This window comes from Burkholderia thailandensis E264, from assembly GCF_000012365.1.
In the GTDB taxonomy this organism is placed as follows: domain Bacteria; phylum Pseudomonadota; class Gammaproteobacteria; order Burkholderiales; family Burkholderiaceae; genus Burkholderia; species Burkholderia thailandensis.
In genome coordinates this window covers 2,749,901-2,768,723 of record NC_007650.1, presented here as the reverse complement: position 1 = coordinate 2,768,723, position 18,823 = coordinate 2,749,901, and the positions used below count along the sequence as shown (strand labels likewise).

At 68.7% G+C, this 18,823-nt stretch carries 16 protein-coding genes and 1 pseudogene; 7 read left to right on the top strand and 10 right to left on the bottom strand.

Annotated features, from left to right (window positions below; translation table 11 throughout):
• Positions 1-151 precede the first annotated feature (151 nt).
• The 4 genes from BTH_RS11560 (at position 152) to BTH_RS11545 (ending at position 4,281) form a co-directional block, all read left to right on the top strand.
• Positions 152-1,195 (top strand): alpha/beta fold hydrolase, encoded by a 1,044-nt coding sequence (locus BTH_RS11560; protein ID WP_009894268.1) that lies wholly within the window; start codon positions 152-154, stop codon positions 1,193-1,195.
• 17 nt (positions 1,196-1,212) lie between these two features.
• Positions 1,213-1,725 (top strand): cytochrome P460 family protein, encoded by a 513-nt coding sequence (locus BTH_RS11555; RefSeq protein ID WP_009894267.1) that lies wholly within the window; start codon positions 1,213-1,215, stop codon positions 1,723-1,725.
• A 258-nt stretch (positions 1,726-1,983) separates the two neighbouring features.
• Complete coding sequence (locus BTH_RS11550; protein WP_009894266.1) at positions 1,984-4,062, top strand: carbon starvation CstA family protein; 2,079 nt, start codon at positions 1,984-1,986, stop codon at positions 4,060-4,062.
• Positions 4,063-4,074: 12 nt separating this feature from the next.
• Positions 4,075-4,281, top strand: a complete 207-nt coding sequence (locus tag BTH_RS11545; protein WP_009894263.1) for a YbdD/YjiX family protein — start codon at positions 4,075-4,077, stop codon at positions 4,279-4,281.
• Positions 4,282-4,450: 169 nt separating this feature from the next.
• Here BTH_RS11545 and BTH_RS11540 read toward each other — a convergent pair whose 3' ends face one another.
• From BTH_RS11540 to ispH, 8 genes and pseudogenes are all read right to left on the bottom strand, one after another.
• Complete coding sequence (locus BTH_RS11540) at positions 4,451-4,876, bottom strand: transcriptional regulator (RefSeq protein WP_009894261.1); 426 nt, start codon at positions 4,874-4,876, stop codon at positions 4,451-4,453.
• Between the two features lie 330 nt (positions 4,877-5,206).
• Positions 5,207-6,565: an aspartate aminotransferase family protein gene (locus BTH_RS11535; RefSeq protein ID WP_009894260.1), complete on the bottom strand. Its 1,359-nt coding sequence runs from the start codon at positions 6,563-6,565 to the stop codon at positions 5,207-5,209.
• 274 nt (positions 6,566-6,839) lie between these two features.
• Positions 6,840-7,286, bottom strand: coding sequence for a hypothetical protein (locus BTH_RS11530; RefSeq protein ID WP_009894257.1), 447 nt, complete (start codon positions 7,284-7,286; stop codon positions 6,840-6,842).
• Between the two features lie 568 nt (positions 7,287-7,854).
• Positions 7,855-8,778, bottom strand: a complete 924-nt coding sequence (locus BTH_RS11520; RefSeq protein WP_009894254.1) for a LysR family transcriptional regulator — start codon at positions 8,776-8,778, stop codon at positions 7,855-7,857.
• 514 nt (positions 8,779-9,292) lie between these two features.
• A pseudogene (locus BTH_RS30675) lies at positions 9,293-10,052 on the bottom strand (IS5 family transposase).
• Between the two features lie 61 nt (positions 10,053-10,113).
• Positions 10,114-10,467, bottom strand: coding sequence for a DOPA 4,5-dioxygenase family protein (locus BTH_RS11505; RefSeq protein ID WP_009894250.1), 354 nt, complete (start codon positions 10,465-10,467; stop codon positions 10,114-10,116).
• A 548-nt stretch (positions 10,468-11,015) separates the two neighbouring features.
• A complete protein-coding gene (gene hpnH / locus BTH_RS11500; RefSeq protein WP_009894248.1) occupies positions 11,016-12,176 on the bottom strand; it encodes an adenosyl-hopene transferase HpnH in 1,161 nt (386 codons plus the stop codon).
• A gap of 12 nt (positions 12,177-12,188) precedes the next feature.
• A complete protein-coding gene (ispH, locus tag BTH_RS11495) occupies positions 12,189-13,130 on the bottom strand; it encodes a 4-hydroxy-3-methylbut-2-enyl diphosphate reductase (RefSeq protein ID WP_009894247.1) in 942 nt (313 codons plus the stop codon).
• A gap of 384 nt (positions 13,131-13,514) precedes the next feature.
• On the opposite strand from ispH, the gene BTH_RS11490 reads away from it, so the two are divergent.
• On the top strand, positions 13,515-14,708 hold the full coding sequence (locus BTH_RS11490; protein WP_009894243.1) for a glycosyltransferase: 1,194 nt from the start codon (positions 13,515-13,517) through the stop codon (positions 14,706-14,708).
• Positions 14,709-14,889: 181 nt separating this feature from the next.
• Here BTH_RS11490 and BTH_RS11485 read toward each other — a convergent pair whose 3' ends face one another.
• Together BTH_RS11485 and hpnA are read right to left on the bottom strand one after the other, a co-directional pair.
• Entirely contained in the window at positions 14,890-16,200 is a 1,311-nt protein-coding gene (locus tag BTH_RS11485; protein WP_009894242.1) for a hypothetical protein, read from the bottom strand.
• 222 nt (positions 16,201-16,422) lie between these two features.
• Entirely contained in the window at positions 16,423-17,430 is a 1,008-nt protein-coding gene (hpnA, locus tag BTH_RS11480; RefSeq protein ID WP_009894238.1) for a hopanoid-associated sugar epimerase, read from the bottom strand.
• Between the two features lie 160 nt (positions 17,431-17,590).
• Between hpnA and BTH_RS11475 the strand changes: the two genes are divergently transcribed.
• Both BTH_RS11475 and rarD read left to right on the top strand, forming a co-directional pair.
• A complete protein-coding gene (locus BTH_RS11475; RefSeq protein ID WP_009894237.1) occupies positions 17,591-17,887 on the top strand; it encodes an acylphosphatase in 297 nt (98 codons plus the stop codon).
• Positions 17,884-18,777: an EamA family transporter RarD gene (gene rarD, locus BTH_RS11470; protein ID WP_009894235.1), complete on the top strand. Its 894-nt coding sequence runs from the start codon at positions 17,884-17,886 to the stop codon at positions 18,775-18,777. The genes BTH_RS11475 and rarD overlap by 4 nt, the downstream gene beginning before the upstream one ends.
• Positions 18,778-18,823 lie beyond the last annotated feature (46 nt).

Below are 18,823 nucleotides of genomic sequence, written 5' to 3'. Positions count from 1 at the left end.
CGGCGCGGGCGGCGTCCGCCGGCGGCCCACGCGCGCGCGTTCGACCGGCGGGCGGCGCGCGACGCATCCCGCCGGTATGCCGCGAACGATCCGGCGCGCATCGGCGCGGAACGGCGCGGCGTTTTCCGACAACCCTGAAGGAGGACTCATCATGTCGCATTCCATCAACGCCCGGCGTCGCCGGCTGATCGGCACCACCCTGGCGGGCATCAGCCTGATGGATCTCGGCCTGGGCGGGCTCGCTCATGCTCAGTCGGCGCCGAACGCGGCGCGCGCCGCCAGTGCCGCAAGCGGCGCGTCGTTCGACACGATCCACCAGATCGACGCCGGCGTGCTGAACGTCGGCTATGCGGACGTCGGCCCCAAGGACGGCCCGGCCGTCATCCTGCTGCACGGCTGGCCGTACGACATCCACAGCTTCGCCGAAGTCGCGCCGCTCCTCGCGGCCGCCGGCTATCGGGTGATCGTGCCGTACCTGCGCGGCTACGGCACGACGCGCTTTCTCTCGGCGGATACGCCGCGTAACGGCCAGCAGGCGGTTACCGCCGCCGACATCGTCGCGTTGATGGACGCGCTGAAGATCGATCGCGCGGTGCTCGGCGGCTTCGACTGGGGCGCGCGCACGGCGGACATCATCGCCGCGGCGTGGCCGCAGCGATGCAACGCGCTCGTCTCGGTGAGCGGCTATCTGATCGGCAGCCAGGAGGCGAACCGCAAGCCGCTCGCGCCGAAGGCCGAGCTCGCGTGGTGGTATCAGTTCTACTTCGCCACCGAGCGCGGCGCGGCCGGATACGCGCAGAACCGCGACGATTTCAACCGGCTGATCTGGCAGCTCGCGTCGCCGAAATGGTCATTCGACGACGAGATGTTCGCGCGTTCGGCGGCATCGTTCCGCAATCCGGATCACGTAGCGATCGTCGTGCACAACTACCGGTGGCGCCTCGGGCTCGCGCAGGGCGAGCCGCGATACGATGCGCTCGAGAAACGCCTCGCCGCCGCGCCGGCGATTTCGGTGCCGACGATCACGCTCGAAGGCGACGCGAACGGCGCGCCGCATCCCGAGCCGGCCGCCTATGCGAGGAAGTTCACCGGCAAGTATCTGCATCGCGACATCGCGGGCGGCATCGGGCACAACCTGCCGCAGGAAGCGCCGAACGCGTTCGCCGATGCGATCCTGCAGGTCGCGCGCCTGTGACGCGGGGAGGCCGCTCGATGCAATGTCTCCGATACGTTCGCCCGCTCGTCGCATGCGCGCTGCTGCTGGTCGCGGCGCAAGGCGACGGCGCGTTCGCGGACGCGCCCACGCGCGCCGCGTCGCCGATCTACGGCGTGACGCTTCCCGACGGCTACCGGAAGTGGCAGATGATCGCGCCCGCCGAGGAGGCGGCGCCGCTCGACGAACTGCGCGTGGTGCTGGGCAACCCGGCGGCCGTGAAGGCGATCGAGCGCGCGACGCTGCCGTTTCCTGACGGCGCGATGCTCGTGAAGCTCGCCTACAAGCGCAGGCAATCCGGCGATTTCGAATCGGCAACCGTGCCGGGCGCGCCGACGACGGTGCAGGTGATGGTCAAGGATTCGCGCCGGTATGCGTCGACGGGCGGCTGGGGCTTCGGCCGTTTCATCAACAGCGTGCCGGCCGACGAAGCACAGCACCGGACCTGCTTCGCCTGCCATCAGGCGCGCGTGCAGGCGCGCGATTTCGTGTTCACGCGATTCGCGCCGTAGTGCGGGACCGCGCGCGGCGGCCTCGCGGTTTCCTTTCTCGCCGCTCGGTTCCATATTCCGGGGAATCGAACGGCGCTCGCCCCTCGCAAACCCCTACGCAATGCTACGTAGCGGCCATACGTAGTTCCGCGCTTGTGAGGTTCGCATCGAAGGCGAACAATAAGCCCCCATCGCTACGTCCCGACGCAGCGTGACGCTTGCCGTCGTTGCGCGCGGCCGCCCGCCGCGCATATTCCCAAAAAATAGACAGGAGACGCCATGAATCGGGCTTCCGGTTATTTGATCTGGATCGCGGTCGCGCTGCTCGGCGCGTTCGCGTTCGGCACGATCGCGCTCGCGCACGGCGAGCGGGTCAGCGCGCTGTGGATCGTGATCGCCGCCGTTTGCGTGTATTTGATCGCATACCGCTTCTACAGCCGCTTCATCGCGAGCAAGGTCGTCCAGCTCGACGGCCTGCGGATGACGCCCGCCGTCAAGTACAACGACGGCCTCGATTACGTGCCGACCAACAAGTACGTGCTGTTCGGCCATCACTTCGCCGCGATCGCAGGCGCCGGCCCGCTCGTCGGCCCGGTGCTCGCCGCGCAGATGGGCTACACGCCTGGCATGCTGTGGATTCTCGCGGGCGTCGTGTTCGCGGGCGCGGTGCAGGACTTCATCGTGCTGTTCATCTCGACGCGCCGCGACGGCCGCTCGCTCGGCGATCTCGTCAAGATGGAGCTCGGCACGGTGCCGGGCGTGATCGCGCTGTTCGGCGCGTTCCTGATCATGGTGATCATTCTCGCGGTGCTCGCGCTGATCGTCGTGAAGGCGCTGACGAACTCGCCGTGGGGCACGTTCACCGTCGCCGCGACGATTCCGATCGCGCTGTTCATGGGCATCTACACGCGCTACATCCGCCCGGGCCGGATCGGCGAAGTGTCGATCATCGGCTTCGTGCTGCTGATGGCGTCGATCGCGTACGGCCAGCACGTGCACGATTCGCCCGCGCTCGCCGCGTGGTTCACGTTCAGCGGCACGCAGCTCACGTGGATCCTGATCGGCTACGGCTTCGTCGCGTCGGTGCTGCCGGTGTGGCTGCTGCTCGCGCCGCGCGACTATCTGTCGACGTTCCTGAAGATCGGCACGATCGTCGGCCTCGCGATCGGCATCCTGATCGTCGCGCCGGAGCTGAAGATGCCGGCGCTCACGAAGTTCGTCGACGGCACGGGCCCGGTCTGGTCGGGCAACCTGTTTCCGTTCCTGTTCATCACGATCGCGTGCGGCGCGGTGTCGGGCTTTCATTCGCTGATCTCGTCGGGCACGACGCCGAAGCTGCTCGACAACGAAACCAACGCGCGCTTCATCGGCTACGGCGCGATGCTGATGGAATCGTTCGTCGCGATCATGGCGCTCGTCGCCGCGTGCGTGATCGAGCCGGGCGTCTACTTCGCGATGAACGCGCCCGCCGCCGTGCTCGGCACGACGCCGGAAGCGGTCGCGCATACCGTCACGCAGTGGGGCTTCATGCTGACGCCCGACATGCTCACGCAGACCGCGAAGGCGGTCGGCGAGACGACGATCATCGCGCGCGCCGGCGGCGCGCCGACGCTCGCGGTCGGCATGGCGCAGATCCTGCACCAGGTGATCGGCGGCGAGGCGATGATGGCGTTCTGGTATCACTTCGCGATCCTGTTCGAGGCGCTGTTCATCCTGACCGCGGTCGACGCGGGCACGCGCGCCGGCCGCTTCATGCTGCAGGACCTGCTCGGCACGTTCCATCCGGCGCTCAAGCGCACCGAATCGCTGCCGGCGAACCTGACCGCGACCGCGCTGTGCGTGGCTGCCTGGGGCTACTTCCTGTATCAGGGCGTGGTCGATCCGCTCGGCGGCATCAACACGCTGTGGCCGTTGTTCGGCATCTCGAACCAGATGCTCGCCGCGATCGCGCTGGTGCTCGGCACCGTCGTGCTGTTCAAGATGAAGCGCGAGCGCTATGCATGGGTGACGATCGTGCCGACCGCGTGGCTGCTGATCTGCACGCTGACGGCCGGCTGGCAGAAGGTGTTCGATTCGAATCCGAAGGTCAGTTTCCTCGCGCACGCGGCGAAGCTGCAGGCGGCCGCCGCCGACGGCAAGGTGCTCGCGCCCGCGAAGTCGATCGCGCAGATGCAGCGGATCATCTTCAACGACTACGTGGACGCGGCGCTGTCGGCGCTGTTCATTCTGGTCGTCGTGAGCATTGCGGTGTACGGCGTGATCGCGGTCGCGCGCGCGCGGCGCGCCGCGCAGCCGACGTCGCGCGAGACGCCGTACGAGCAGATGCCGGCCGCGCAGGCGCTCGGCAGCGGACGCTAAGAGGAGGCCGCGATGTTCTCCGATCTCGGCGGCGAATTGCGCACCGCGGGCCGCTATCTGGGGCAGGCGCTGCGGTTGATGGTCGGCCTGCCCGACTACGACGGCTATGTCGCGCACATGCGCGCGACGCATCCCGATCGCCCGGTGATGACGTACGAGGCGTTCTTCCGCGAACGGCAGAACGCGCGATACGGCTCGGGTGCGGGGAAGTGCTGCTGACTGCGTAGTGCGCGGGCGGCGGTGCTTTCGCGAGGCGTTTGTCGCGATCGCGCAGAAGCGTCACGGCGCGGGCCGTGGCGCTTTTTTTTGCTGCGCGCATCGGCGGCGCGCGGCGTCGAGCCGATGCGGCGGAGCAACTCGGCGAACGGCGCGCGGCGCTGGCCTCGGCTCAGCGCGGCTTCGGCGGATCGCCGTAGAAATGCTCGATCAATTCCTGCATCAGATAGCGATGATGCGGCGAAAGCGCCTCGATTTTCGACGCCAGCTCAATCGTCTCCTGCGTCGGCGCGTATTTCTCGTCGTGTCGCGGCGGCGCTGGCGTTTTGCCGCCGGGCGCGCCGGGCGGCGGGCCGTAATGGAGCCAGTGCAGGTCGACGCGCAGCCAGTCGGCGAGCGTGCGCAGCTTGTCGGGCGTCGGGATCGTGCGGCCCGTCAGCCATTTGTGCGCGGTCTGCGGTGAAATCGGATGTTCGCCGCGATGCCGCAGATTGAAGCGCAGTGCGAGAGCGGTCGCGCCGGAGATTTTCTCCGGGCTGCGCTGCAAGGCGAATTTCAGGCGTTCTGCGAACGCCGCTTTTTCTTCGAGCGTCGGCATGGCCGCATTGTGCGGCTGCACATCAACGGCGCGGACAACCAGTCAGGCTATTAATATCGTATATAGGGTAAATTTGGCTTGGTGATGAAAGGTGCGCCCGGCCAATTTTGGCCGCCTTATTCATTGTTTGAGTTGGCGTTTGATTTCGCATGCGCTCCGCATGGAATATCCGATTGTCAGGTTTTAATTAACGCATGCGAGATAATTAATCGGGTGCCGAATATCCGTGAGAGCCGCCGCGCGATCGGACATCGTCCGATTCTTTGCGCGCGGCGGCGCGAACCGTCGCACGCCTTCGCGCCCGGCGCGCTCGCGCCGCCGCGATGCCGGTCAGGCCATCTCGCCGATGCACGCTTCGAACGCGGCGGTCAGCCGATCGACGTCTTCCGCCGTCGTCTCCGGGCACACGAGCATCATGTTGTGGAACGGTGTGATCAGCACGCCGCGGTTCAGCAGATACAGATGCACGATGTGCTCGAGCTCGCCGTCGAGCTGCATGCCGGCGATCGTGCCGTTGCGAGGCGGCGTCGGCGCGAACTGGAATTCGGTGCGCGCGCCGATGCGCGTGACGCACCACGGCAGCCCGCGCCGCGCGATCGCCTGTTCGAGCCCGGCGGCGAGCCGCGCGGCGAGATCGAACATGTGTGCGTACGCGGCGTCCGTCATCACGTCGGCGAGCGTCGCGCGGATCGCGCGCATCGCGAGCATGTTCGCGGTCAGCGTCGTGCCGATGCCGGAGTGGCCGGGCGGCGCGCTCGCCTTCGCACGCTGCGCGCGCTCGGCGAACGGCGCGCTGAAACCGTATACCGCGCACGGCACGCCGCCGCCGATCGGCTTGCCGACGACGAGGAGATCCGGCTCGAGCCCGTTCGCGACCGCGTAGCCGCCGGGGCCGCTGCTGATCGTATGGGTTTCGTCGATCGCGAGCAGTGTGCCGTAGCGGCGAATCAGCGCGCGCGCCTCGCGCCAGAAGCCGGGATCGGGCAACACCATGCCGATGTTCGTCAGCGCCGGCTCGGCGAGCACGCATGCGACGTCGCCGTCCTTCAGCGCCGCTTCGAGCGTGCCGAGATCGTTGAACTCGACGACGCGCGTGTACGCGAGCAGATCGTGCGCCTGGCCGAGCAGGCTGTCGCGCTGCACCAGCCGGCCGTCGACGAGATCGACGAACACGTCGTCGACAGTGCCGTGATAGCAGCCGTTGAACACGACGATGTGCTTGCGGCCCGTCGCCGCGCGCGCCCAGCGCAGCACGAAGCGGTTCGCGTCGCTCGCGCTCAGCGCGAACTGCCAGTACGGCAGCCGGAAGCGGCGTGCGAGCTCGGCGCCCACCCACGCGGCGTCCGCGCTCGGCAGCATCGTCGTATAGCCGCGCGCCGCCTGGTCTGCGAGCGCGCGCGCGACGGGTTCGGGCGCATGGCCGAACATCGCGCCCGTGTCGCCGAGGCAGAAGTCGGCGTAGCGATGGCCGTCGACGTCGGTGAAATGCGCGCCGCGCGCGTGATCGACGTACAGCGAGAACGGCGTCGACCAGTCGCGCATCCAGTGCAGCGGCACGCCGAACAGCAAGTGTTGCGCAGCTTCGGCCGAGAGCGCGCGCGATTTGGGCATCGCCCGCTCGAACGCGTCGCGTTCGCGCGCGGCGAGCGCGCGGGCGCGCGCGAGGTTCACTCCGTGGCGAATCTCCAAGTCTGGCTCCTTGTGCGGGATGAGGCGGAATCGCGGAACGTCGGCGAAAGCTTCGCATATTCGTGCGAGTTGGTCGATCCGCAGCGGCGTCGGTCCGAGCGGCCGACAGCGGACGCATTGAACGCGCCGATTCGGCGTCGCCGTCAAGCCGTATCGCATCGCTGGCGTTCGTTGCCGTTGCATCGGCGCGTGCGTGTCGACGCGTGACGGCGTGCGCTCGCGCCGGCGTCGATCGTCGGGTTTCCCGACCTTCGCGCGATCGCCGCCGCGCGCATCACGTCCGCAGCGCGGCGGCGCCGCCGCCCGACGCGCCATTCTGATCATCCGCGCCGGCGAGCCGCGCGGCGAGCGCGGCCGCTTCGCCGAGCGACGCGACCGCCGCGTGCGGAATTCCGAATGCGCTGACGGCCGTTCGCCCCTGCTCGACGGCGGCCGCGCGCCGCTCGGCATCGGGCTCGACGCTGATGAGCGCCTTGCACACGGCGGCGAGCGCCGCCTTGTTCCGCTTGAGCCACATCGCGCGATGCCGGCGGTCGTCGTGATGTTCGTCGGCGTCGAGCGATACATACACGACGACGAACGGCGCGCCGCGCCGCATCAGCGCGTCGATTTCCTGTTCCCACTGCGGGGCGTAGCCGTGCGTCGCCGCGCGTTCGCGGAATACGCACATCGGAAACCGGCTGATGTCGTGAACGATGAAATCCCGCGGATCGAGAGCCATGGCGATTCTCCGGTGTGGGTTGACGAAATGGGGGAGGCGGGCGTCGGGCGGCACGCCGATCGCCTGCGCGAGCCGCCCGACGTCCGCTCGCAGCGGCGGCGGCGCGGCGCACGCCTGCGCGACGTCGAACCACGTACCGGGATCGCTTCGCGCCGAGCGCGCGGTCGGGCGCGCGTTGCGTCGCGGCTCGCGGGGCGGTCGGCGGCGATGTAAAGCCGCATCCGGCCCGCGCGCCGCGCCGCGCAATCGGATGCAAGCCCGGCGGGCAGGCACGCGAGCGTCGCGTGGCCGTCTTCATCGTTCGCCTTGACCCGCGTATCGGCCGATTCGATCGCGCGCCGCCGAAGCGCTCGAGCTTCCGCGGCACGCGGCGCGAACGGGCCGATGGCCGCGGCGAGCGCCGCCGTGGCCGGCCTGCCCGCGGCACCGCGAGGGCGGCCGGCCTGCCGCGTCATGCATTGCTATCGTTTCGCGATCAAGGACGAACGCAGTCTATCGGCGGCGCGTGCGTTCGGAAAAGTGAAGTTATCGCACTCGACGCATGCGCGGGGCGTACGGCTTGCGCGCGTCACGCATGTGCGGGCTGCAAGGCGGCCATGCCCGTGCACAATCCGCGCACGACGCGGCGCAGCCATTGATGCGCGGGATCGCTCTGGAAGCGCGGATGCCACGCCTGCGTGATCAGCACCGTTTCGAGCGGCACCGGCAGCTCGAACGTGCGCACGCCGAGCCCTGCTTGCATCGCGCCGAGCGCGAGGTGCTCGGGCAGCGGCAGGATCAGGTCCGACGCCTGCAGCGCGAACACCGCCGCGTACGGCGTCGGCACGACGAGCGCGACGCGGCGCTTCAGCCCGAGCTCGCCGAGCGCGGCGTCGATCGGCCCGGACGACTTGCCGCGCCGGGACACGCCGATGTGCGGCCAGCGCGCGAAGCGCTCGGGCGTGATGTGGTCGTCGAAGATCGGGTGATCGCTGCGCGCGAGCCCGACGAAGGCCGTCGTGAAGAGCGGCTGCACGCGGATCTCGGGGCCGAGGCGGCGCGACGCGCTGATGAACAGGTCGATGCGGCCGCTGCGCAGCGCGTCGTCGTCGACGTCGTTCTCCTCGGGCGTGAAGCGCAGCATTGCGCGCGGCATCCCGCGTTCCATCTCCTCGAGCAGCCGGCCGCCGTGCGTGCCGACGAAGATGTCGTTCGCGCGCACGTTGAACTGCTTGTCGAGCGTGCGCAGATCGACTTCGGCGCTCGGCGCGAGCAGTTGCGATGCGCGCTCGACCGTCTCGCGCACGGCGCCGCGCAGCGCAAGCGCGCGCGGTGTGGGCACCATCTTGCGCCCCGCCTGGACGAAGATCGGATCGCCGACGGTTTCGCGGATGCGCGCGAGCGTGCGGCTCATCGCGGGCGGACTGAGATTCATGCGGCGCGCGGCGCCGACGACGCTTCCTTCCTCGAGCAGTGCATCGAGCGCAATCAGCAGATTCAGATCGGGTGCCATCGGCTTCTCCGTGTCATGACGTGCATCCGGTGCAATGGTAGTGCGAGCGTCGGTCGTCCGGCGTTAACCCAGACGCACTCGACGATTGCACGGCGCACAACGCTGGACGAACGCATCTGCGGTTTTACTTGCCGATTCCGGCATGCGATCGCGCGCGTGCCTGCCTGCCGAATCACATCGCATCGTTGCGTTGCGGCTCGACCAATGGCGACGCCCGCCATGCGGCGAGCCGTCCGCGCGGTCGCGGCGGCGCGAACGGATGGCGCTGCCGCGCGATGCGCGAGCGTGCGCTTCGGTTCGCGCGAATGCGGGGCCGTCGGCGGGCTTGCGGTGTATCGTTTGGTGTCGTCTTCGTCTTCGTCTTCGTCCTCGTCGTCTTCGCGGTGCGGCCGGTTCCGCGACGCGTCAGCGCATCGGCGCGGCGTGTGTCGTGCCGATGTTTGTACATCTTGGAAACGCCGACAAGACGAGGTACGGGCGAGCGCCAACTCGCTGCATGCTCGCTGGGGGCCGTTCACATTCTCACCAGCGCCCTAAAGGCGCTGCCAAGCGTCGTGAAGGCAAGATAGTTGCCAGCGAGCTTGTTGTATCGAGTGGAGGCGCGAAGAAAATGTTCGATGCGATTGAAGACGTGCTCGACGATGTTCCGAGTGCGGTACAGCACATGGCTGTAGCGACGCTTGGTCTTTCGACTCGAGCGCGGCGTGATGGCCACCTTCGCATGTACAGCACGGATCGTGTTCGCGAAGGCATCCGAATCGTAACCTTTGTCGGCAATCGCCGCGCCCGTGCACATGCTCGACCAATTCGCGTGCGCAGGAAATATCGGCAACCTGCCGCTCGGTGACGGTCTTTCGCAGAGGACGCTGGCTTCATCGACAGCGAGATGAACCTGGGTCGTCAGTCCGCCGCGCGAACGGCCGAGGTCTTGCGCGCCGCTTTTCTTCGAGCGCCGGCCGAATGCGGGTGTGCACGCACGATGGCCGAGTCGATCGCCACGCGTTTGATCTCCGTTTCGTCGGACACTACGTGTGCTACACGCTCCCACACACCTTTGCGACGCCTCCGCGAGCAACGCATGTACACCGTGTGCCATCGGCCGAACTTCTTCGGCAAATCGCGCCACGGGCAGCCCGTTCGGCCGATCCAGCGGACCGCTTCGACAAACCAAGCCAACGATTGTCGACCGCCGTTCGACCCGGATCGCCTTCCTTGCCCGGCAACACGGATTCGATTCGTTCCCATACCTCCTTGCTCGGTAACGTTCGAATCATCTTGCCCTGCTTGTGCAAAAGACAAGATGTAAACGCATTTCATCGAGTGTATAAACGGCGCCTAGGGCTTCAGCGCAGCGAGATCCAACGCATGCGAACGGCCGATCCAGACCGCGGCGTCGCGGTGATCGCGCAGTTCGTCCCCCGTGTTCGGGTGCAGGAACACGTCGAGCGCGCCGTGATGCAGTGTGAGCCAGGGCACGACTTCGGCGAATTGCGCGGGCTCGAACGCGATCTGATACGACCACGCCGGATGCGGCCCGACGAGGCGCTCGTGGAAGCGGCCGAGCTGCACGCTCGCGCCGAAGCGGCGTTCGACGGTTTCGCGAAAAGCCCACGCCGCGTCGCGGCTCGACGCGTCGAAATAGATGTGGGCATGCCAGCCGGTGATGGCGGCGACGTCGGATGATGTCATGGCGGTTCCCGGAATGTCGGCGGCGGCGTCGCGGCATCCGGCGCGACGCGCAGCGTGATCGGCGGCGCATCGTCTCGTCCCGGCGCCGGCTCAGCGGGCATCGTAACCCGGCGCGGGAAAGTGTGCTGCCGGCCCGCCGCCGCTCGATCGTTGCCGCGTTTCGCGCAGATCGAAGCGGCTGCGGCAACGGCGGCGATGCGGCGAAAGCGCGCAACGCCGACAGTCCGATGCGCGGATGACCGTGCATCCGCGCGGGCGGTGTCGAAGATGCGGTTCGTGCCTGCAGGCGCCGTTCGTCCGAACGGAAACGCAGGCTATCGTGCGCCGACCGCCGACCGCCGACCGCCGACCGCCGACCGCCGACCGCCGACCGCGCGTCGCATTCGCACGACGCGTTCGGCCGCCAGCTTCGTGCGAGACGTTGGCCCGGACAAAAGCAAAAAACACAAGCAAAAAACACAAGCAAAAACAAAAGGCGCCCCGAACATCGTCCGGGGCGCCCTGGGCGACGGCGGAGAACGCGAGCGCGCTCCGTGTCGCGGCGATCGTCAGGCCGTCGCGGCCGGCTTCGGCGACTTCTGAAGCTTGCCCTTGCCCGCGCGCTGGATCTCTTCGAGCTTGATCTCGACGTGGCGCGAGAACACATACTCGGCCGGACGCTGGTTGTCGATCGGAATGTCCGGCGCGAACGCGCCGTCGGTCCGGATGCCGCTCATCGACACCTTCAGCGCCTTCAGCGGATGCGCGATCGTATCCATCACGGCGGTGGCCTCGAAGCCGCAGTGGACCATGCAGTCCGCGCACTTTTCGTAGTTGCCGACGCCGTAGTTGTCCCAGTCGGTCGATTCCATCAGTTCCTTGAAGGTCTTCACGTAACCTTCGCCGACCAGATAGCACGGCTTTTGCCAGCCGAACACCGTGCGTGCCGGGTTGCCCCACGGCGTGCACTTGTACGTCTGGTTGCCGGCCAGAAAATCGAGGAACAGCGACGACTGGCTGAACGACCAGCGCTTGCCGCCTTCGCCGCGCTTGAAGATTTCGCGGAACAGGTTCTTCGTCTTGTCGCGGTTCAGGAAGTGCTGCTGATCCGGCGCGCGCTCGTACGCGTAGCCCGGCGACACGGTGATGCCGTCGACGCCGATCGGCCCCAGCGTATCGAAGAACTTCGCGACGCGCTCGGGGATCGCGTCGTTGAACAGCGTGCAGTTGATGTTCACGCGGAAGCCGCGGCGCTTCGCTTCCTTGATCGCCGCGACCGCCTTGTCGTACACGCCGTCCTGCGACACCGAGTGGTCGTGCATGTCCTTGTCGCCGTCGAGATGGACCGACCAGACGAAATACGGGCTCGGCTCGTAGTCGTCCATCTTCTTTTCCATCAGCAGCGCGTTCGTGCACAGGTAGACGAACTTCTTGCGCTTCATGATGCCGCGGACGATTTCCGGCATCTCCTTGTGCAGGAGCGGCTCGCCGCCCGCGATCGATACGACGGGCGCGCCGCACTCGTCGACGGCCTGCAGGCATTCCTCGACGGACAGCCGCTGGTTCAGGATCGGGTCCGGATAGTCGATCTTGCCGCAGCCGTTACAGGCGAGGTTGCAGCGGAAGAGGGGCTCGAGCATCAGCGCGAGCGGATAGCGTTTGTTGCCGGACAGGTGCTGGCGCACGATGTACGCGCCAACGCGGACTTGCTGGAGCAGCGGAATAGACAAGAGATGTCCTCCTTAAACTTCGCGGGCGACAGCTTGCGTGAGCTTCGCCGGCAGCTTGAATTCGACTTTTTCCTCGCGGCCCGACATCGTCGCGACCTCGACCGGGCCGAGCGCGCGCAGCGCGGCGATCACGTCCTCGACCATTTCCTCGGGCGCCGACGCGCCGGCCGTGAGGCCCACCGTGCGCGCGCTCGCGAACCATTCGGCGCGGATTTCCGAGCCGTCAGCGACGAGATAGCTCGGCACGCCGCTTTCGGTGCCGATCTCGCGCAGCCGGTTCGAGTTCGAGCTGTTCGTCGCGCCGACGACGAGCAGCACGTCGACCTGCTCGCTCAGCTCGCGAACCGCCGCCTGGCGGTTCTGCGTCGCGTAGCAGATGTCGCGCGTGTCCGGGCCGACGATGTCGGTGAACCGGCGTTGCAGCGCCTCGATGATGCCGCGCGTGTCGTCCACCGAAAGCGTCGTCTGCGTGACGTACGCGACCGGCGTGTCGGCCGGCAGCGTCAGCGTGTCGACCTCGGCTTCGCTCTGCACGAGGATCACCTCGGCCGGAATCTGCCCGATCGTGCCTTCGACTTCCGGATGGCCGGCGTGGCCGATCAGGATCAGCCGGCGGCCGGCCGCGACGTACTGGCGCCCCTGCACGTGCACTTTCGTGACGAGCGGGCAGGTGGCGTCGAGCACGTCGAGCCCGCGCGCGTCGGCATCCTTCTCGACGGTCTGGGCGACGCCGTGCGCGCTGAAGATGGCCACGGCGCCGTGCGGCACTTCGTCGAGTTCCTCAACGAATCGCGCCCCTTTATTTCTCAGGTTTTCAACTACGTGCCGATTATGGACGATCTCGTGACGTACATAGACCGGCGCGCCGTTCTGTTGCAGCGCGCGCTCGACGATCTCGATCGCGCGGACAACCCCCGCACAAAAGCCGCGAGGCTGGGCAAGGATGACTCGCATATTTGGGCGAACTCCGACGACTGACGCGGGGTGCGAGCGGCCGGCAGACCGGGCCGATCGCCCCAACTTGGATGTTATGAATGCTGGAACGGGCCCGGCACCCCGAAGGAATCGCGCATTTTAACCCTATCGGCCTTTGCGTGCTTTACCGTTCCTGACGTTGTGGCAATTGGAGCAACCCCGGAGATCCGGCGCTTGCGCGCGTCAAACCCAGTAAACTAGGCGGTTTTCACCGAAGCTTTCGGCTTGCTGACGCCGGAGCGCAATGAAGAAAGGGCTGATTCGCATGGAAGTCGATCGTAACGAAACGGGCGCGGCGGCGCGCCCCGCCGCCCGGCCGGACGGCGCGCCGGGCCGTCGCGGCGCACGGGCGGAGGGCCGCGCATGACGCTCATCGTCGTGTTTCTGCTGTCGTGCCTGTCGCTCGTGATCTGGCTCGTGCTGCTGTTCGGACGCGGCGGCTTCTGGCGCGTGCGGCCCGCGCGGCGGCTGCCGCCCGACGCGCGCGGCGCGGCCGCCGCCGCCGCCGGCTGGCCTGCCGTCGCGGCCGTCGTGCCCGCCCGCAACGAGGCCGACGTGATCGGCGAGGCTGTCCAGTCGCTCGTCGGGCAGGCGTACGAGGGCGCGTTCCATCTGATCGTCGTCGACGACCACAGCACCGACGGCACCGCCGACGCCGCGCGCGCGGCCGCGGCGGCCGTCGGCCGCGCCGACCGGCTGACCGTGCTCGCCGCGCAGCCGTTGCCCGCCGGCTGGTCGGGCAAGGTGTGGGCGCAGTCGCAGGGGATCGCCGCGGTGCGCTCGCTCGGGCTGCCCGCCGACTATCTGCTGCTGACGGACGCCGACATCGGCCATCCGCCGGACGCGGTCGCGCAGCTCGTCACGCGCGCGCAGGCCGAGCAGCGCGATCTCGTCTCGCTGATGGTGCGGCTGCGCTGCGATTCGTTCTGGGAAAAGGCGCTGATTCCGGCATTCGTGTTCTTCTTCGCGAAGCTCTATCCGTTCTCGTGGGTCAACGATCCGCGCAACCGGACGGCGGGCGCGGCGGGCGGCTGCATGCTCGTGCGCCGCGACGCGCTCGAGGAGGCGGGCGGCATCGAATCGATCCGCGGCGCGCTGATCGACGATTGCAGCCTCGCCGCCCAAATCAAGCACCGCGGCGCCGGCCGTCACCCGATCCGGCTCGATCTCGCCGATCGCAGCGTGTCGTTGCGGCCTTACGACAGCTGGCGCGACATCTGGAACATGATCGCGCGCACCGCGTTCACGCAGCTCCGGTATTCGCCGGCGCTGCTGCTCGGCACGCTCGTCGGGATGACGATCATCTATCTGGTGCCGCCCGTCGCCGCGCTCGCGTACGGCGCGCGCGCGTGGCCGGCGTGGCTCGCTTGGGCGTCGATGTGCACCGCGTATGCGCCGATGCTCAGCTACTACCGGCGTTCGCCGTGGTGGGCGCCCGCGCTGCCGCTCGTCGCGCTGTTCTACGTCGGCGCGACGGTCGCGTCGGCCGTGCGTTACTGGCGCGGCAAGGGCGGGCAGTGGAAGGCGCGCGTGCAGGCGCCGGTGCAGGATCGTTGAACGGCGGCCCGCCGGCGGCGGGATGCGCGAGCGCGGGCGGGCGCGGGAAAACAGGGTGCCCGGCTGGGGGATTCAGCCGGCGCGCTCGTCGATGCCCCTTTCGGCCAGTTTCTTTTTCGAATCGACGGCGCGGCGCCGCTGCCGGCCACGAGGGCCGCTTCGGACGCCGCGCGTCGCCGCGTCACTTCTGCGTGAGCAGCATGTACAGCTGGATCACGACGTCCGGCGAGAACGTGAACGGCACCCAGCCGTAGCCGTTGTGCCGCGCGACCAGCAGGCGGTCGCCATTCGCCTGCTTCTGGACCGCCATCAGCGGATTGCGGGTCGTCACGAAACGCCAGCCGTTCGGCAATCCGGTGGGCTGCTCGATCGTCATCGACGCGCGCGCGTGCGCCAATTCCTCGATCAACTGGCTGAGCTGCGGCGGCGGCAGCGATACCGCGTGCTCGCCGAGCGCGAGCGTGATTTCGTCCTGCGATGGGCGTGCGACGTGCAGCGAAAGCCTGCCGTTCGCGGTCTCGCGCGCCGCGGCCGGCTCGCCGGGCTCGGCGAGCGCCCGGTTCCGCTCGGCTTGCGAAGACGCGAGCGATTCCGCCGTCGCCTTGTAGCTCGCCGCGCGCGCGGCGGCGGTCTCGGCGGCCGAGCGCTCGGCCGCGGCCTGCTTGAACAGCGACTCGGCGGCCTCCTTGTCTGCTGCTGCCCGGGCGGCGGCTTCCTCGGCGGCGGCGCGGTCGGCGGCGGCTTGCGCGGCGAGCGCTTCGGCCGCGGCCTTGTCGGTTGCGGCCTGGGCAGCGGCCTGCTCGGCGGCGGCGCGATCGGCCGCTGCTTGCGCGGCGAGCGTCTCGGCGGCGGCCTTGTCGGCTGCCGCCTGAGCCGCCGCTTGCTCGGCCGCGGCGCGCTCCGCGGCAGCCTGGGTCACCGCGTGCTCGGCGGTCGCGCGATCCGCCGCCGCTTGCGCGGCGAGCGCTTCGGCTGCCGATTTGTCGCTGGCTGCTTGCGCCGCTGCGGCATCGGCCGCGCTGCGCTCGGTCGATGCACGTTCCGCTGCCTCGCGATCGGTTGCGGCTCGAGCGGCTAGTGCTTCGGCGGCCGACTTGTCCGCCGCGGCGTGCGCGGCAGCCTGCTCCGCCGCTGCGCGATCCGCCGCCGCGTGCTCGGCGAGGGCTTCGGCCGCGGTCTTGTCGGTGACCGCCTGCGCGGCGACTGCTTCGGCCGCCGCCTGGACGGCGACGGCCTGCTTGGCGAGCGCGTCGGCGGCTTCCTTGTCGGCGGCCGCTTGAGCGGCGAGGGCTTCGAGCGTTGCTTGCTCGACGGACATTTGAGCGGCTTGCGCGTGTTTCGCGGCGGCTTCCTCGACGGCGGCCAGTGCGGCGGCCTTGTCCGCGATGGCGGTTGCGGCGGCTTCCCGGGCAGCGCTCGCGACGTCGCACACCGTGTGGATGAGCTGATCGAAGCGGCTGTCGAGCGTATCGATCTGATCGTTCAGGTTCATGCGTGCATTCTCTACGTAAGACCCGCGATTTTACCCGCAGGCCTCGTGCAGGTTCGAGCGTCGCATGTAACAAAATGCTCGCGATGTGCCGGCGATGCGGCGCGCGACGATCGGCGAGGCGTCCGCGCGGGCATCGGTGAGGCGTCGGCCCGCGCGGACAGGCCGGTTCGACGCCGCGCGCTCGCGCCCGCTCGCGCGTGAGCGCATCCGCTCGCGTTTCGCTCAGCGCAGGTATCCCGCCTGCCGGAACCAGTCGAGCGCGTCGCGAATGCCTTCGCGGTACGGCCGCGCGCGATAGCCGAGTTCGCGCTCGGCCTTCGCCGACGTGAAGTACATCTTGTTCTTCGACATCTTGAGCCCGTCGACCGTCACGAACGGCTCACGCTTCGTCAGCTTCGCGACCGCCTCCGCGCCGAGCGCGATCGGGTACAGCGGCCAGCGCGGCAGCGCGATCGTCGGCGGCTTGCGGCCCGTCAATTGCGCGATGTCCGCGAGCATCGACTGCAGCGGCAGGTTCTCGCCGCCGAGGATGTAGCGCTCGCCGATCCGTCCGTGCTCGAGCGCGAGCAGGTGGCCAAGCGCGACGTCGTCGACGTGCACGAGGTTCAGGCCCGTGTCGACGAACGCCGGAATCTTGCCGAGTGCGGCTTCGACGATGATCCGGCCGGTCGGCGTCGGCTTCACGTCGCGCGGGCCGATCGGCGTCGACGGGTTGACGATCACCGCGGGCAGCCTGTCGTCGGCGATCATCCGTTCGACCGCGCGCTCGGCGAGCACCTTGCTGCGCTTGTACACGCCGATCGCCTGCTCGGCCGTGAGCGGCGACGATTCGTCGGCCGAGGCGCCGGACGGCGTGACCTTCAGCGTCGCGACGCTGCTCGTGTAGACGATCCGCTCGACGCCCTCGGCGAGCGCCGCGCGCATCGTCGCGACCGCGCCCTCGAGGTTCGCGCGCTCGATCTCGAGCGGATCGGGCGCCCATAGCCGGTAGTCGGCCGCGACGTGCAGCAGGTAGCGCACGCCGCGCAGCGCGGCGCGCATCGATGCCTCGTCGCGCATGTCGCCCGTCGCGATCTCGGCGTCGAGATCCGCGACGTTCGTGCGCGGGCTCGTCGGCCGCACGAGCACGCGCACCCGATGGCCTTGCTGCCGCGCGGCGCGCGCGACGGCGGAGCCGACAAAACCGGATGCGCCGGTCACCAGAACGAGATCGCGTTGTATGTCAGTCATGGTCCTCATGGCCGCGCGGCCGTGCGGCGCGGCGTGTTGTACGTCGTGCGAGATTGTACGTGGTCGCCCCGGATGCGCGGCGTGCGGCTTCGTCGAGCATCGTTTGCGCCGCGCGACTACAATGCCGGGCTTGGATCGACTGGATGACACGGGGGATGCGATGAGCGGCGACGATCTGGACGAGCGGATCGAAACCTATTACGTGCGGGTGCGCGGCGTGGTGCAAGGCGTGGGCTTCCGGCACGCGACCGTGCGCGAGGCGCATGCGCTGAAGCTGCGCGGCTGGGTTGCGAATCTCGACGACGGCTCGGTCGAGGCGATGCTGCAGGGCCCCGCGCCGCAGATCGACCGGATGCTCGCGTGGCTGCGGCATGGCCCGAGCACCGCGCACGTGACCGAGGTGACGTTCGAGGAGCGTCCGACCGACAAGCGTTTCGAGCGCTTCCAGCAGCATTGAGCGCCGCGGCCGATTATCCGCGGGCGGGGCGCGGGATCGCGCTGTCGGTCGCGGCGTCGGCGCTGTTCGCGCTGCTGTCCGCGTACGCGAAGCTGCTCGCGCCGCTGACTGGCCTCGACATCTTCGCATGGCGGATCGTGTGGACCGCGCCCGGCGCGATCGCGATCGTCGTGCTGCGCGGCCGCTGGCCCGCGTTGCGCGAGTTGCTCTCGCGCGCATTCGCGAGCGCGCGGTTCGCGCTGTCGCTCGCGGCGAGCGCCGGGCTGCTCGGCCTGCAACTGTGGCTGTTTCTGTGGGCGCCGCTGCATGGCCGGATGCTCGAGGTGTCGCTCGGCTATTTCCTGTTGCCGCTGACGATGGTGCTCGTCGGGCGCTTCCACTATCACGAACGCTTGAGCGGGCTGCAATGGCTCGCCCTCGCGTGCGCGGCGACGGGCGTCGCGCATGAGCTTTGGGCGACGCGCGCGTTCGCGTGGCCGACGCTCGTCGTCGCGCTCGGCTATCCGCCTTACTTCGTGCTCAGGCGCCGCGTGAACGCGGATTCGCTCGCGCTGTTCGCCGTCGAGATGCTCGCGCTGCTGCCCGTCGCGGCCGCGACGCTCGCGGCGGGCGGCACGAGCGTCGCCGACCGGCCGTTGCTGTGGGCGTTGCTGCTGCCGGGCCTCGGCGCGATCAGCACGCTCGCGCTCGCGAGCTATCTGAAGGCGAGCCGCATGCTGCCGATGGCGCTCTTCGGAATTCTCGGCTACGTCGAGCCGGTGCTGCTCGTCGCAGTCGCCGTGCTGGTGCTCGACGAGGCGCTGTCGTGGCAGCAGCTCGCGACATACGCGCCGATCTGGGTGGCCGTCGCGCTGACCGCGTGGCACGGTTTTCTGATGGCGCGAAGGTAGGGGACATTCGGTTCGCGTCGCGATTGGCGGCGCGGCTGCTTCTTCG